The sequence below is a fragment of the Pseudomonas sp. Pseusp97 genome, assembly GCF_047304025.1.
Taxonomy (GTDB): Bacteria; Pseudomonadota; Gammaproteobacteria; order Pseudomonadales; family Pseudomonadaceae; genus Pseudomonas.
The window spans coordinates 1-14,473 of the sequence record NZ_JBGLYK010000047.1 but is presented as its reverse complement, the minus strand read 5'-3'; the positions used below and the strand labels follow the sequence as shown (position 1 = coordinate 14,473).

The window sequence follows — 14,473 nt, the reverse complement described above, 5'->3', positions numbered from 1 at the left end:
ACGCAGGCCGCACTAGAAGAACAACGATATCCCCGGAGGAAACATGGCATTCGTACCCGTAAGCGCACTGAAGGACTACATCGGCAAGGACCTGGGTCATTCGCAGTGGATCACCGTCGATCAACAGCGCATCAACCAGTTCGCCGAGTGCACCGAGGACCACCAGTTCATCCACGTCGACCCGGAAAAGGCGAAGAAGACGCCCTTCGGCGGCACCATCGCCCACGGCTTCCTGTCGCTGTCGCTGATCCCCAAGCTCTGCGAGGGCCTGCTGGTTCTGCCGGAAAACCCCAAGATGGTGGTCAACTACGGCCTGGACAGCGTGCGCTTCATCCAGCCGGTACCGGTGGATTCGCGCGTGCGCCTGCAGGTGACCATCACCGACATCACCGAGAAGAATCCCGGCCAGTGGCTGATCAAGGCCCGTTGCACCCTGGAGATCGAAGGCCTGCCCAAGCCGGCCTACATCGCCGAATCCCTGAGCCTGTGCTTCGTCTGACGGCTTGCGCCCAGCGCTGAGAAAAAAGCCCGCGTCCGCGGGCTTTTTTACGTCACACTGACTCTGCGCCCCACCGTCGATTCGAGAGTCCCGATGCCACGCCAACTCCTGCCCTTGAGCCTTGCCCTGCTGCTGACCGCCTGCGGCGAGGGCGAACCGCTGACGCCCCCGGACGCCCGCCTGCCGGACGGCGCGCGCTACCGCGGCGAGCTGCTCAACGGCCAGCTGCAGGGCCCGGGCCGCCTGGACTATAGCAACGGCGCCTGGTACGAGGGCGGCTTCGACAAGGGCCTGCAGAACGGCCACGGCAAATGGAACGACGGCAACGGCACGAGCTACGAAGGTGAGTTCCGTGACGGCCTGTTCGAAGGACGCGGCCGCCTGCAATACGCCGACGGCAGCTTCTACGAGGGCCAGTTCAAGCGCGGCGAGTTCGATGGCGAAGGCCGTCTCTCCCAGGGCGGCACCACCTACAGCGGCGGCTTCCGCAAGGGGCGCTATGAAGGCCTGGGCAGCCTCGAGCTGGCCGACGGCACTCGCCACCAGGGCGTTTTCGCCAGGGGCGAGGCCAACGGCGAAGGCGCCCGCCGAGACAGCCTGGGCAACCAGTACAGCGGCCCGTTCAAGAACGGCGTGCTCGAAGGCAAGGGCATCTTCCGCGACGACGCGGGCGACCAGTACAGCGGCGAATTCCGCAATGACCAGTTCGACGGCACCGGGCGCTTCCAGAACGCCGACGGCGATGTCTGGTTCGGCCGCTTCAAGGCTGGCGCGCTGAGCGGGCCAGGCGAATTCATCGGCGCCGATGGCAGCCGCTACAAGGGCGAATTCCGCTTCTGGCGCTTCGACGGCCAGGGCACCCTGAGCAAACCCGACGGCCAGAGCTACAGCGGCGGCTTCGCCCGCGGCGAGTACTCCGGCGCCGGTACCCTCACCCGCCGCGACGGCAGCGTGCAGAAAGGCACCTGGACCGCCGGCCAGTTGCGCCAGGACGCCACCGGCAAGCTGCTGCCCAATCCGCTGGAGGTCGGCTTGCTGGAACAGGGTGCCCTGCTGGAGAAAGCCCTGGCCGCCGTTCCCCAGTCCACCCCGGCCATCGAGCTCTACGGCGTCAGCCTGGGCGGCGACGGCAAGCAGAGCGTGTTCCTGCGCGAGGCCGACTACGTCGCCAACCTGCTCGGCGAGCGCTTCGGCGCGCGCGGCGTGGTGCGCCTGGTCAATCATCGCGATCACCTCGCCGACCGCCCCATGGCCACCCGCGAAACGCTCGCCCGCACCCTGCGCACCATCGCCGAGCGCAGCGGCCCGGAAGACCTGGTGTTCATCTACCTGACCAGCCACGGCTCCCACGATCACCAACTGGTGCTGGACATGCCGGGCCTCAAGCTCGACGACCTGCCGGCCAGCGAGCTGGCCACCCTGCTCGCCCCGCTCAAGGAGCGCACCAAGGTGCTGGTGATTTCCGCCTGCTACAGCGGCGGCTTCATCCCCGCGCTCAAGGACGACAAGACCCTGATCATGACCGCCGCACGCAGCGACCGGGTATCCTTCGGCTGCTCCGAGGAAGCCGATTTCACCTACTTCGGCGATGCACTGTTCGCCAAGGCCTTCCAGCAGACCGACGACCTCGGGCAGGCGTTCCAGCTGGCCAGCGACACCGTGGCCAAACGCGAGAAGGAGGACAAGTTCGAGCCATCGGAGCCGCAACTCTGGGCGCCGCCTGCGGTCATTAAACGCTGGCAGGCCCTGCGCGCACAGCAGTCTCAGGGCACGCTGGCGCTCGGCAATGGCGACGCGCAGGCAAAACGACAGGGCGACAACTAAGCTGGAAAGTGTGTCAGAGGGGAAACACAGATGTACTCGAAACCGACGAATATCCTGCTAGCTGGCGCCACCGGCCTGACCGGTGAGCATCTGCTCGACCGCATGCTCAACGAGCCGACGGTCAAGCGCGTCATAGCCCCGGCCCGAAGGAAGCTGGCGGAGCACCCACGCCTGGACAATCCGGTCGGCCCGCTGGCCGAACTCATCCCGCATCTGGTGGAACCGGTGGACACGGTGTTCTGCTGCCTGGGCACCACGCTCAAGGAAGCCGGTTCCGAAGAGGCTTTCCGCAGCGTCGATTTCGATCTGCCGCTGGCCCTGGGCGAGCGCGGCCTGGCCCTGGGCGCACGGCACTACATCGTGGTCAGCGCGCTGGGTGCGGACAGCAAGTCGTCGATCTTCTACAGCCGGACCAAGGGCGAACTGGAGGATGCCCTGCGCCAGCAAGGCTGGCAGCAACTGACCATCGCCCGGCCGTCGCTGCTGCTGGGCCAGCGTGAGGAAATCCGCCTCGCCGAACTGCTCGCCGCGCCCTTCGCGCGCATCCTGCCCGGCAAGCTGCACGGCATCGAAGCCATCGCCCTGGCCCGCGCACTCTGGCGCCTGGCGCTTGAAACCGGCAAAGGCACGCGCATCGTCGAATCGGACGAACTGCGCAAGCTGGGTAAATAACCTTCCCGCGACGTAGGGCGTACAACCGTTCGCGGCTGTACGCCGATCCTGCTTTTTTCGTGGGAGCGAGCTTGCTCGCGATCCTCCCAGACTCCCGGCGACATCGGCATTCAACGTTGCGCTGATTCGCGAGCACGCTCGCTCCTACAGGCAAGCCCAGCATCCTGCACACGACTCGAACGAGCGCGTGCTTTTCGTAGGATGGTGTGGAGCGATACCCATCAATCGCGACAATGAGCGCATGGGAATCGCTGCGCTCGGCCCATCCTACGCAGGATCTCCCTGATCGTTCTTCAGGGTGATCAGCAGAAGCAGGTCAGTTGCCGCCCCACACCTGCAGGCCGACACCCAGCTCCGCTGCAATCGACAGTGGCAGCAGCAAGGTATCCAACAGCGCGCTGCCGGGCAGGTCGAGGCCGGGGTAGGCTGGCGCGTCGGTGCCGAAGTGATCCTTCGGACAGCAGCCGCCGTTGAGCGAGTACCAGTCCAGCCGGGTCCCGGCATAGATCAGCGGATCGCCGGGGCGGCTGTCGTTGAGGGTCTTCACGGTGGCGCAACCGCCCAGTTGCAACAGCAACAGGGCGGCGAGGAGCTTATTCGTCACTGACAAGATGGTGTTCGCCCCAGCGCGGCAGCATGTCCTGGGGGATGCCCAGTTGATTGAGGATGCGCGCGACGACGAAGTCGATCAGGTCGTCGACCGTCTGCGGCTGGTGATAGAAGCCCGGAGCGGCCGGCAGGATCACCGCGCCCAGATTGGACAGCTTGAGCATATTCTCCAGGTGGATGCTGGAGAACGGCGCCTCGCGCGGCACCAGGATCAGTTGGCGGCGCTCCTTCAGCGCCACGTCGGCGGCGCGTTCGATCAGGTTGTTGCAGGCGCCGGTGGCGATGGCCGAGAGCGTACCCGTCGAGCAGGGCACCACCACCATCGCACTCGGCGCGCCGGAACCGGAGGCCACCGGCGCCATCCAGTCTTCCTTGCCGTAGACGCGAATCTGCCCCGGCGCGGCGCCGGTGTATTCGCTGAGGAAGGCCTGCATCGCCTGCGGCTTGCTCGGCAGGGTCACGTCGGTCTCGGTGGCGACCACCAGCTGCGCGGCCTTGGAGATCAGGAAGTGCACCTCGCGGTCTTCCTGCACCAGGCAGTCGAGCAGGCGCAGGCCGTACTGGGCGCCGGAGGCGCCGGTCATGGCGAGGGTGACGCGTTCGGCTCCGGCCATGTTCAGCCCTCCAGCGCCTGTGCCAGCTTGCCGTGCAGGCCGCCGAATCCGCCGTTGCTCATGATCACCACCTGGGTGCCCGGAGTGGCGATGGCCTTCACGCCTTCGATGATGGCTTCCAGCGAATCGCACACCTGCGTGGGCACGGTGGAGCTGGCCACGGTGGCGGCCAGGTCCCAGCCGAGGTTCGGCGGTGCGTACCAGAAAACGTGGTCGGCCTGCACCACGGACTCCGGCAGGCCGTCGCGGTGGGCACCGAGCTTCATGGAGTTGGAGCGCGGCTCTACCACGGCGATCACCTTGGCGTCGCCGACACGCTTGCGCAGGCCGTCGAGAGTGGTGGCGATGGCGGTCGGGTGGTGGGCGAAGTCGTCGTAGAGGGTCACGCCGTTGACCTCGGCGACCTTCTCCATGCGCCGCTTGACGCTCTTGAAGGCCGACAGCGCGGCACAGCCCAGCTCCGGCACCACACCGACATGGCGGGCCGCCGCGAGGCAGGCCAGGGCGTTGGCGACGTTGTGCTGGCCGGTCAGCTCCCAGTCCACGGTGCCTTGCGGCTTGCCATCGAACAGCACCTCGAAGTGCGAGCCGTCCTCGCTGAGCAGACGCGCCTGCCACTGGCCGCCTTCGCCGGTGGTCTGCACCGGCGTCCAGCAGCCCATGTCGATCACGCGCTTGAGCGCGGTTTCGGAAGTGGGGTGAATGACCAGGCCTTCACCGGGGATAGTCCGCACCAGGTGGTGGAACTGCCGCTCGATGGCGGCGAGGTCGGGGAAGATGTCCGCGTGGTCGAATTCCAGGTTGTTGAGGATCGCCGTGCGCGGGTGGTAGTGGACGAACTTGGAGCGCTTGTCGAAGAAGGCGCTGTCGTACTCGTCGGCCTCGACCACGAAGAACGGCGTACCGCCCAGGCGCGCGGAGACGCCGAAGTTCTGCGGTACGCCGCCGATCAGGAAGCCCGGGCTCATGCCGGCGTGCTCCAGCACCCAGGCCAGCATGCTGCTGGTGGTGGTCTTGCCATGGGTGCCGGCGGCCGCCAGGACCCAGCGGCCCTGCAGCACGTGGTCGGCCAGCCACTGCGGGCCGGAGACATAGGGCAGGCCCTTGTTCAGCACGTATTCCACTGCCGGGTTGCCGCGCGACAGGGCGTTGCCGACCACTACCAGGTCCGGAGCCGGCTCCAGGTGCGCGGGATCGTAGCCCTGCATCAGCTCGATGCCCTGGGCTTGCAGCTGGGTGCTCATGGGCGGGTAGACGTTGGCGTCGGAGCCGGTCACGCGGTGGCCCAGTTCCTTGGCCAGGACGGCCAGCGACCCCATGAAGGTGCCGCAGATGCCGAGGATGTGGATATGCATGCAGACTCCTGCAATCAAGCCTTTGAAGGCACTTCGAATGGGCGGCAGAGTAGCACAGCGCGCCCTCGGGCGGCCCGCCGCCGGGGCATCAGACGACGAGGTGGGGAGGCGGTTCCCGTTTGCAGCAGCCTGTCCAGGCAATCTTGAATGAGCGGGCCATCACAAGCCCTCGGAAAAAGGCCGCGGAGCAAGAGCTGATCCCTCTCCCCCGCCCTCTCCCTGAAGGGAGAGGGAGCAGATCGGCGCTGACAAAAGCCACAGTGTCAGTCGGGAACTTTCGACTCCCCAGGGCGGAGGACAGTCCCCTCTCCCTTCAGGGAGAGGGTCAGGGAGAGGGAACGGATTCAACCGGAGCGCCTGTTCAAGACCTGAGCACCTTTCGCGAGCAAAGGCCAGGCGCCCCATCGATCCTACGAAGAGCGCACGTGCCTGGCCTGTAGGAGCGAGCTTGCTCGCGAACCGCACGGCGCCGGCCCATCGCGGACGGAGTCCGCTCCTACGAAAGCTGCTTCCGGCTCAAGCCATGGCGATTGAGCTTGCGGTATAGCGTGTTGCGGCTGATGCCCAGCTGCTGCGCGACCCGGCTGACATGCCAGCGATGCGCTTCGAGCACCTCCAGCAGTGCGTTGCGTTCGGCAGCGCCGAGGGTGTCACCGACCTCCTCGGCCATGACGACGGGAGTCGCAGCAGGAGCCGGCGCGCGGCGCAGGTCCGGCGGCAGGTCGGCCATCTGGATGCGCCCGCCCTCGCACAATGCGCACAGAGTGCGCAGCACGTTGCGCAACTGGCGCACGTTGCCCGGCCAGGGGTAGTCGAGCAGGTGCCGGCGCACGTCGTCGTCCAGGCGCACGCTGCGGCCCTTGCTCTCCTCGGCCAGCAGATGGTCGAGCAGCGCGCCGCGGTCTTCGCGCTCGCGCAGCGGCGGCAGCGCCACGACCAGGCCATTGAGGCGGTAGTAGAGGTCTTCGCGGAACTGTCCAGCGGCCACCAGCGCTTCCAGGTCACGGTGGCTGGCGCTGATCAGGCGGATATCCACATCCTGCGGCTCACCGCCGATGGGCACCACCTGGCGCTCTTCCAGCACGCGCAGCAGGCGGGTCTGCAAGGCCAGCGGCATGTCGCCGATCTCGTCGAGGAACAGCGTGCCGCCATCGGCCTGCTGCAGCTTGCCGCGCATGCCTTCCTTGCGCGCGCCGGTGAAGCTGCCGCCGCGGTAGCCGAACAGCTCGCTCTCGATCAGCGTCTCCGGAATTGCCGCGCAGTTCAGCGCGACGAAGCTCTTGCCGGCGCGCTCGCCGCCCAGGTGCACGGCGCGGGCGAAAGCCTCCTTGCCGGTGCCGGTCTCGCCTTGCAGCAGCAGCGGCACGTCGTGGGCATAGACCTTCAGCGCACGGCGGAAATCATGGGCCAGTTGCGCATCGTCGATGCACAGCCCCTTCGCCAACGGCGCACGCGGCAGCACCGGCGCGGCGGCGATGGGCCGCTTGCCGCGCAGCAGCGCGTAAAGGGTGCGCCCGGCGTGGGTGCGCAGCGGCCAGCTGGCGTTGGGTTGCGGGTCGGCGCGGCTGAACAGGTCGTCCAGCCGGCACTCAAAGAACTGCTCCAGCGAGCGGCCGATCAGGCTTTCCCGGCGGCTGCCGAGCAGATTGATGGCGCTCTGGTTCGCCGCACGGATGCGCCCGTCGGCGCCGAAGGCCAGCATGCCTTCGCTGAACAGCCCGAGGCCGTCCGGCTGCAGGTGGAAGCGCAGCAGCCACTGGTCCTCGAAATGGCGCAGGAAGTAGCAGCTCTCGATGGCCTTGGCCGAGAGGTTGACCAGCGCCATGGTGTGGAACTGGCTCTGCCGCGATACGTCGCGGCGCGCGGAGGACACATCGAGCACCGCCAGCAGTTCGCCCTGCGGGTCGAACACCGGGCTGGCCGAGCAGGTCAGGCCAGTGTGGCGGCTGCGGAAATGTTCGTCCTGGTGAATGGTCAGCGCCTGGCGTTCGACCAGGCACGTGCCGATGCCGTTGGTGCCTTCGCGGGCCTCGCTCCAGTCGGCGCCGAGCCACAACCCGGCCTGCTCGAAGGTGCGTCGCTCGGCGGCTTCGCTGACGCAGTTGAGGATCACCCCGCGCGAATCGGTGAGCAGCACCGCGTGACCGGCACCGGACAGCTGCTGGTGCAGGCTGTTCATCTCGCCGCTGGCGATCTCCAGCACCTGGCGGTGGCGCTCGCGGACTTCCAGCATGCGCGCATGTTCCAGCACGGCCGGCGCCATGGGCTGCGCAGGGTCGAGGTGGTACTGCTCCAGGCAGCGCATCCAGGAGCGGGCGATGGACGGGTCCGCACCGGGGGCTCCGGCGGGGGCCTTGCCCTCGGCCACGGTCATGACCTGGCGGGCGTGGCGGCTCAAATCGTTGGCGCGCATTCTTGTTGTTCTCCGCTGGGGGACGGGGAGGCAGCCCCGAACTCCCACGAAAGTCCTGTAGGACCTTTCTCTTCCTACAGAAAGCGTGGGAACGCAGGACAGCATCCCCCACGCGCTGAACCAATGCAACGCCTGGCCGACCGTCAGGTCACGACTGTCACGAATACGGGACAAAGTGTCACGGGGCACTGTGCCGAGGCCGCCACAGCGCGCTTTGCGGTGTATCGCCATGAGCCTGCGCAGGCCAGGCGCGGCGCGCCTTTCACTGGCATGGCCCGGCCCTTGCTCTACGCTTGATCATCGTCCTCCCCAACAAGCACAAGACCCAGGAGATCCGACCATGCGTTATGCCCATCCCGGTAGCGAAGGCGCCATCGTTTCGTTCAAGGCGCGCTACGGCAACTACATCGGCGGCGAGTTCGTCCCGCCGGTGAAGGGTCAGTACTTCACCAACACCTCGCCGGTGAATGGCCAGCCCATCGCCGAATTCCCCCGCTCCACCGCCGAGGACATCGACAAGGCGCTGGACGCCGCCCATGCCGCCGCCGATGCCTGGGGCCGCACCTCGGTGCAGGACCGCTCGCTGGTGCTGCTGAAGATTGCCGACCGCATCGAACAGAACCTGGAGCTGCTGGCCGTCACCGAGACCTGGGACAACGGCAAGCCGGTCCGCGAGACCCTCAACGCCGACATCCCGCTGGCCGCAGACCACTTCCGCTACTTCGCCGGCTGCATCCGCGCGCAGGAAGGCAGCGCCGCCGAGATCAACGACAGCACCGTGGCGTACCACATCCACGAGCCGCTGGGCGTGGTCGGACAGATCATCCCGTGGAACTTCCCGCTGCTGATGGCCGCGTGGAAACTCGCCCCGGCCCTGGCCGCCGGCAACTGCATCGTGCTCAAGCCGGCCGAGCAGACCCCGCTGGGCATCAGCGTGCTGATGGAGCTGATCGGCGACCTGCTGCCCAAGGGCGTGCTCAACGTCGTCCAGGGCTTCGGCAAGGAGGCCGGCGAGGCGCTGGCCACCAGCAAGCGCATCGCCAAGATCGCCTTCACCGGCTCGACCCCGGTGGGCTCGCACATCCTCAAATGCGCCGCCGAGAACATCATTCCGTCGACCGTGGAGCTGGGCGGCAAGAGCCCGAACATCTACTTCGAAGACATCATGCAGGCCGAGGAAACCTTCATCGAGAAGGCCGCCGAGGGCCTGGTACTGGCCTTCTTCAACCAGGGCGAGGTGTGCACCTGCCCGTCCCGCGCGCTGGTGCAGGAGTCCATCTACCCGCAGTTCATGGACGTGGTGTTGAAGAAGGTGAAGGCGATCAAGCGCGGCGACCCGCTGGACACCGACACCATGGTCGGCGCCCAGGCCTCCCAGCAGCAGTACGAGAAGATCCTCTCCTACCTCGACATCGCCCAGCAGGAAGGCGCGCAGATCCTGGCCGGCGGTTCGGTCGAGAAACTCGATGGCAACCTCTCCACGGGCTATTACATCCAGCCGACCCTGCTCAAGGGCAACAACCGGATGCGTGTGTTCCAGGAGGAAATCTTCGGCCCGGTGGTGGGCGTCACCACCTTCAAGGACGAGGCCGAGGCGCTGGCGATCGCCAACGACACCGAGTACGGCCTGGGCGCTGGCGTCTGGACCCGCGACATCAACCGCGCGTATCGCATGGGCCGGGGCATCAAGGCCGGCCGCGTGTGGACCAACTGCTACCACCTGTACCCGGCGCACGCCGCCTTCGGTGGCTACAAGAAATCCGGCGTGGGCCGCGAGACCCACAAGATGATGCTCGACCACTACCAGCAGACCAAGAACCTGCTGGTGAGCTACGACATCAACCCGCTGGGCTTCTTCTGAGTTCCTCCTGACCACCGCCCGGCGCGAGCCGGGCATTCTCTCCAATCGATCTTTGCGCGGCCTGCGGGCCGCGCTTTTTTATGCCCGGAGAAAAGATATCGGCAGGATGCTTTTCGTAGGAGCGGACTCCGTCCGCGATGGCATCCTGCGCACCGCGCACCTATCGCGGACGGAGTCCGCTCCTACGCGGGGCTCAAGCACGCAGCGCAGCCCGTAGGAGCGAGCTTGCTCGCGAACCCGCCCAGCCTCGATGCCGCCGGAAAATCCGTTCGCGAGCAAGCTCGCTCCTACAAGAGGCCGGTCAGATCGTAGGGCGCATAACGCGCCAGCGTTATCCGCCGCGAGGCAATCGCGGACGGAGTCCGCTCCTACGCGGGGTCAAGCACGCAGCGAAGCCTGTGGGAGCGAGCTTGCTCGCGAACCCGCCCAGCGTCGATGCCGCCGGGAGATCCATTCGCGAGCAAGCTAGCTCCTACGAAAAGCCGGCCAGATCGTAGGGCGCATAACGCGCCAGCGTTATCCGCCGCGAGGCAATCGCGGACGGAGTCCGCTCCTACGCAGGGTTCAAGCACGCAGCGCAGCCTGTAGGAGCGAGCTTGCTCGCGAACCCGCCCAGCCTCGATGCCGCCGGGAGATCCATTCGCGAGCAAGCTCGCTCCTACAAAAGGCTGGTCAGTGCGCGTCGCTGCGCCACTGCCGGGGGCTCACGCCGAACCAGCGGCGGAAGGCGCGGGAGAAGGCGCTGGTCTCGGAGTAACCGAGCAGCGGCGCCAGCTCGGAGATCGGCCGTTGCGGCTGGCGCAGGTAATGCAGCGCCAGCTCGCGGCGGGTGTTTTCCACCAGTTGGCTGAAACTCAGCCCGGCCTCGCGAAGGCGCCGTTGCAGGCCGGCGGTCGTCAGCTCCAGCTGCTCGGCGATGACCTCCAGCGACGGCTCGCCCTCGCTCAGGGCCAGGCGAATCTGCGTGCCGGCGTCCTCCACCAGATTCGGCGCACCGCCCTGCTCGCCCAGGCGGCGGATCACGTCCTGCACCAGGAACAGCAGGTTGGCGTCGCGCTCGGGCATCTGCCGGCCGTAGAGGTCGCGCTTGGGAATCAGCATCGAATTGCAGCCGCGCTGGAACAGCACCGGCGCATCGAATACCCGGCCATGCTCCTGCCAGCCCTCGGGCCGCGCGTGCTCGAAGCTCACCGCACGCGGCGCCCATTCGGGGCCGAGGACGTGGCGCATCAGGTTCAGCGCCATGCCTAAGGTCAGCTCGGCATCCTGGCGGCGGTCGAGGATCGCGCCGTGGCGCACCTGGTAGTCGAAGCGGTAGCACTCGCCGCAATCCACCAGGCGGATCAGGGTGTCGTGCTGGTGATAGGGGAAGGCGGCGGCGAAATTCTTCAGCGCATCCTCCAGCGTCTCCGAGCACAGCCCGACGTAGCCCAGCAGGCCCAGTTCGCGGGGGCGGAACTGCTCGCCATAGCGCAACCCGAAGTTGTCGCAGCCCGACTGCCGCGCGGCTTCTTCCAGCACCTGGCAATAGTTGGTCAGCGCCAGGCTCAGGGTGGGATGCAGCAGGCGCTCCGGGTCGATACCGGCGCGGCCGAAGACGCGGTCGATGTCGCCGCCCTGGTCGCCGATGAAGCGACCCAGGCCGCTGGCGGCGGCGGACAGCACGCCGATATTGCTGGCCAGGGGCAGGCTCAGGCCGGACGGGGAAAACAGAGGCTGGCTCATGTCGGTTACCGATCTTGTTATGAAGTGCCCAGGGCACGTCGCACGCGGGAACAGGGAACGAATAAACAAAGCAAATCCCGTGCCTCACCCATCCGTTACCCACAACCGCGAACCCGGCGTCCCACCTGGCCTGCAGCTGCCACAGCAGAGGGCAGACAGGCGATTTCAGGCACCAGAAGCGAACACCGCGCACAGGGTGAGGCGATGGGTAACAGCCAGTTGACCCTGGGCGGCGAAAGCCGGTTCCAGCGGTCAAGTCTCAGCGGGCATCGCGCCACTACCATCGAAGCTCAGGTATCCGTCCATGCCCCTGCGGCCCGCCCCCGCTGCGGCCTAACCCTTGCGGAGAGAGGAATAACAACAATGAGCGCATCACAACTCAAACCGACGCTTGGCACCCTGCACCTCTGGGGGCTCGCCGTGGGCCTGGTGATCTCCGGCGAGTACTTCGGCTGGAGCTACGGCTGGGCCGCCGCCGGCACCCTGGGCTTCCTCGTCACCACGCTGATCGTCGCGGTGATGTACACCTGCTTCATCTTCAGCTACACCGAGCTGACCACCGCCATTCCCCACGCCGGCGGGCCCTTCGCCTACAGCCTGCGGGCCTTCGGCAAGACCGGCGGGATGATCGCCGGCATCGCCACCCTGATCGAGTTCGTCTTCGCCCCGCCGGCCATCGCCATGGCCATCGGCGCCTACCTCAACGTGCAGTTCCCCGGTCTCGACCCGCGATGGGCGGCCACCGGCGCCTACGTGATCTTCATGACTCTGAACATCCTCGGCGTGAGCATCGCCGCCACCTTCGAACTGGTGGTGACCGTGCTGGCGGTGGCCGAGCTGCTGGTGTTCATGGGCGTGGTCGCGCCGGGCTTCAGCTTCAGCAACTTCGTGCTCAACGGCTGGGCGGGCTCGGACGTGTTCGGCTCCACGGCGATGGCCGGCATCTTCGCCGCCATCCCGTTCGCCATCTGGTTCTTCCTCGCCATCGAGGGCGCAGCCATGGCCGCCGAGGAAGCCAAGGACCCGAAACGAACCATCCCGCGCGCCTATATCGCCGGCATCCTGACCCTGGTGACCCTGGCCATCGGCGTGATGATCTTCGCTGGCGGCGTAGGCGACTGGCGCGCCCTGTCGAACATCAACGACCCGCTGCCGCAGGCGATGAAAGCCGTGGTCGGCAACAACTCCACCTGGATGCACATGCTGGTGTGGATCGGCCTGTTCGGCCTGGTGGCGAGCTTCCACGGCATCATCCTGGGCTACTCGCGGCAGTTCTTCGCCCTGGCCCGCGCCGGCTTCCTGCCGCGCAGCCTGGCGAAACTCTCGCGCTTCCAGACCCCGCACCGTGCCATCCTCGCCGGCGGCGCGGTAGGCATCGCGGCGATCTTCAGCGACGGCCTGATCAGCCTGCAGGGCATGACCCTGACCGCGGCGATGATCACCATGAGCGTGTTCGGCGCCATCGTCATGTACATCATGAGCATGTTCAGCCTGTTCAAGCTGCGCCGCAGCGAGCCGGACCTGGAGCGCAGCTTCCGCGCGCCGGGCTACCCGGTCGTCCCGGCCATCGCCCTGGTCCTGGCGCTGGTCTGCCTGGCCGCGATGCTATGGTTCAATAGCGTCATCGCCTCGGTGTTCCTGGTGCTGATGATCGGCGGCTGCTCCTGCTGCAGCATCGTCATCAGCCTCAATCGCGGCACCGACGCATCGTTCGCCAGCCAGGGTTGAGGAGAAGCGTCATGTCCGGATTCGCCCACAGCGTCGGTGGCCAGACCTGGCGCTTCGACAGCCTGCGCGAGGTGATGGCGAAAGCCAGCCCGGCGCGCTCCGGCGACCGCCTCGCCGGAGTCGCCGCGCAAAGCGACGCCGAGCGCGTCGCCGCGCAGATGGCGCTGGCCGACATTCCGCTCAAGCACTTCCTCGACGAGGCGCTGATCCCCTACGAGAGCGACGAAGTCACCCGGCTGATCATCGACAGCCACGACCGCCAGGCCTTCGCGCCGGTCAGCCATCTCACGGTGGGCGGCCTGCGCGACTGGCTGCTCGGCGATGCGGCCGAAGAAACCAGCCTGCGCGCCCTGGCGCCAGGGCTGACGCCGGAAATGGCGGCGGCGGTGTCGAAGATCATGCGCGTGCAGGACCTGGTGCTGATCGCGCAGAAAATCCGCGTGGTCACCCGCTTCCGCAACACCATGGGGCTGCGCGGACGCATGTCCACCCGGCTGCAACCCAACCACCCCACGGACGACCCGGCCGGCATCGCCGCCAGCGTGCTCGACGGCCTGCTCTACGGCAATGGCGATGCCATGCTCGGCATCAACCCGGCCACCGACAGCCTGCAATCGATCTGCACCCTGCTGGAGATGCTCGACGCGATCATCCAGCGCTACGAGATTCCCACCCAGTCCTGCGTGCTGACCCACGTCACCAGCTCCATCGAGGCGATCAACCGCGGCGCGCCGCTGGACCTGGTGTTCCAGTCCATCGCCGGCACCGAAGCGGCCAACGCCAGCTTCGGCGTGAGCCTGTCGATCCTCCAGGAAGGCTACGAGGCGGGGCTGTCGCAGAAGCGCGGCACCCTGGGTGACAACCTCATGTACTTCGAGACCGGCCAGGGCAGCGCGCTGTCGGCCAACGCCCACCACGGCGTCGACCAGCAGACCTGCGAGACCCGCGCCTACGCGGTGGCGCGGCACTTCAAGCCGTTCCTGGTGAACACCGTGGTCGGTTTCATCGGCCCGGAGTACCTGTACAACGGCAAGCAGATCATCCGCGCGGGGCTGGAAGACCACTTCTGCGCCAAGCTGCTGGGCGTGCCCATGGGCTGCGACATCTGCTACACCAACCACGCCGAGGCCGACCAGGACGACATGGACATGCTCCTGACCCTGCTGGGCGTGG

The 14,473-nt window shown here is 67.0% G+C and carries 11 protein-coding genes; 6 read left to right on the top strand and 5 right to left on the bottom strand.

The features are described from left to right. The first annotated feature begins 43 nt into the window (after window positions 1-43). From ACCC94_RS11110 to ACCC94_RS11100, 3 genes are all read left to right on the top strand, one after another. Window positions 44-499 (top strand): MaoC family dehydratase, encoded by a 456-nt coding sequence (locus ACCC94_RS11110; protein WP_045217066.1) that lies wholly within the window; start codon window positions 44-46, stop codon window positions 497-499. Between the two features lie 93 nt (window positions 500-592). Further along, window positions 593-2,323: a C13 family peptidase gene (locus tag ACCC94_RS11105; protein ID WP_413349524.1), complete on the top strand. Its 1,731-nt coding sequence runs from the start codon at window positions 593-595 to the stop codon at window positions 2,321-2,323. A 30-nt stretch (window positions 2,324-2,353) separates the two neighbouring features. Next, window positions 2,354-2,995, top strand: a complete 642-nt coding sequence (locus ACCC94_RS11100; RefSeq protein ID WP_413349523.1) for an oxidoreductase — start codon at window positions 2,354-2,356, stop codon at window positions 2,993-2,995. Between the two features lie 316 nt (window positions 2,996-3,311). On the opposite strand, the gene ACCC94_RS11095 is transcribed toward ACCC94_RS11100, so the two are convergent. From ACCC94_RS11095 to ACCC94_RS11080, 4 genes are all read right to left on the bottom strand, one after another. Next, complete coding sequence (locus tag ACCC94_RS11095; RefSeq protein WP_024764688.1) at window positions 3,312-3,599, bottom strand: YceK/YidQ family lipoprotein; 288 nt, start codon at window positions 3,597-3,599, stop codon at window positions 3,312-3,314. Next, entirely contained in the window at window positions 3,589-4,218 is a 630-nt protein-coding gene (gene ubiX, locus ACCC94_RS11090) for a flavin prenyltransferase UbiX (RefSeq protein WP_081517259.1), read from the bottom strand. Before ubiX ends, ACCC94_RS11095 begins: the two co-directional genes overlap by 11 nt. Window positions 4,219-4,220: 2 nt before the next feature. Next, window positions 4,221-5,573: a UDP-N-acetylmuramate:L-alanyl-gamma-D-glutamyl-meso-diaminopimelate ligase gene (gene mpl / locus ACCC94_RS11085; RefSeq protein ID WP_413349522.1), complete on the bottom strand. Its 1,353-nt coding sequence runs from the start codon at window positions 5,571-5,573 to the stop codon at window positions 4,221-4,223. 496 nt (window positions 5,574-6,069) lie between these two features. Then, a complete protein-coding gene (locus ACCC94_RS11080; RefSeq protein WP_413349521.1) occupies window positions 6,070-7,986 on the bottom strand; it encodes a sigma-54-dependent Fis family transcriptional regulator in 1,917 nt (638 codons plus the stop codon). 340 nt (window positions 7,987-8,326) lie between these two features. Between ACCC94_RS11080 and ACCC94_RS11075 the strand changes: the two genes are divergently transcribed. Next, complete coding sequence (locus ACCC94_RS11075; RefSeq protein ID WP_413349520.1) at window positions 8,327-9,847, top strand: aldehyde dehydrogenase family protein; 1,521 nt, start codon at window positions 8,327-8,329, stop codon at window positions 9,845-9,847. A 672-nt stretch (window positions 9,848-10,519) separates the two neighbouring features. On the opposite strand, the gene ACCC94_RS11070 is transcribed toward ACCC94_RS11075, so the two are convergent. Next, entirely contained in the window at window positions 10,520-11,572 is a 1,053-nt protein-coding gene (locus ACCC94_RS11070; RefSeq protein ID WP_413349519.1) for an AraC family transcriptional regulator, read from the bottom strand. A 363-nt stretch (window positions 11,573-11,935) separates the two neighbouring features. Between ACCC94_RS11070 and eat the strand changes: the two genes are divergently transcribed. Together eat and ACCC94_RS11060 are read left to right on the top strand one after the other, a co-directional pair. Continuing rightward, entirely contained in the window at window positions 11,936-13,300 is a 1,365-nt protein-coding gene (gene eat, locus ACCC94_RS11065) for an ethanolamine permease (RefSeq protein WP_413349518.1), read from the top strand. A gap of 11 nt (window positions 13,301-13,311) precedes the next feature. Then, on the top strand, window positions 13,312-14,473 hold a 1,162-nt coding region (locus ACCC94_RS11060), incomplete at its 3' end, for an ethanolamine ammonia-lyase subunit EutB (RefSeq protein ID WP_413349516.1).

Excerpts from the sequence above, each read along its gene's own strand:
- ACCC94_RS11110 (WP_045217066.1), top strand. The coding sequence starts at position 44 with ATGGCATTCGTACCCGTAAGCGCACTGAAGGACTACATCGGCAAGGAC.
- ACCC94_RS11100 (WP_413349523.1), top strand. The coding sequence starts at position 2,354 with ATGTACTCGAAACCGACGAATATCCTGCTAGCTGGCGCCACCGGCCTG.
- mpl (WP_413349522.1), bottom strand. The coding sequence starts at position 5,573 with ATGCATATCCACATCCTCGGCATCTGCGGCACCTTCATGGGGTCGCTG.
- eat (WP_413349518.1), top strand. The coding sequence starts at position 11,936 with ATGAGCGCATCACAACTCAAACCGACGCTTGGCACCCTGCACCTCTGG.
- ACCC94_RS11070 (WP_413349519.1), bottom strand. The coding sequence starts at position 11,572 with ATGAGCCAGCCTCTGTTTTCCCCGTCCGGCCTGAGCCTGCCCCTGGCC.
- ACCC94_RS11105 (WP_413349524.1), top strand. The coding sequence starts at position 593 with ATGCCACGCCAACTCCTGCCCTTGAGCCTTGCCCTGCTGCTGACCGCC.
- ACCC94_RS11080 (WP_413349521.1), bottom strand. The coding sequence starts at position 7,986 with ATGCGCGCCAACGATTTGAGCCGCCACGCCCGCCAGGTCATGACCGTG.
- ACCC94_RS11075 (WP_413349520.1), top strand. The coding sequence starts at position 8,327 with ATGCGTTATGCCCATCCCGGTAGCGAAGGCGCCATCGTTTCGTTCAAG.
- ubiX (WP_081517259.1), bottom strand. The coding sequence starts at position 4,218 with ATGGCCGGAGCCGAACGCGTCACCCTCGCCATGACCGGCGCCTCCGGC.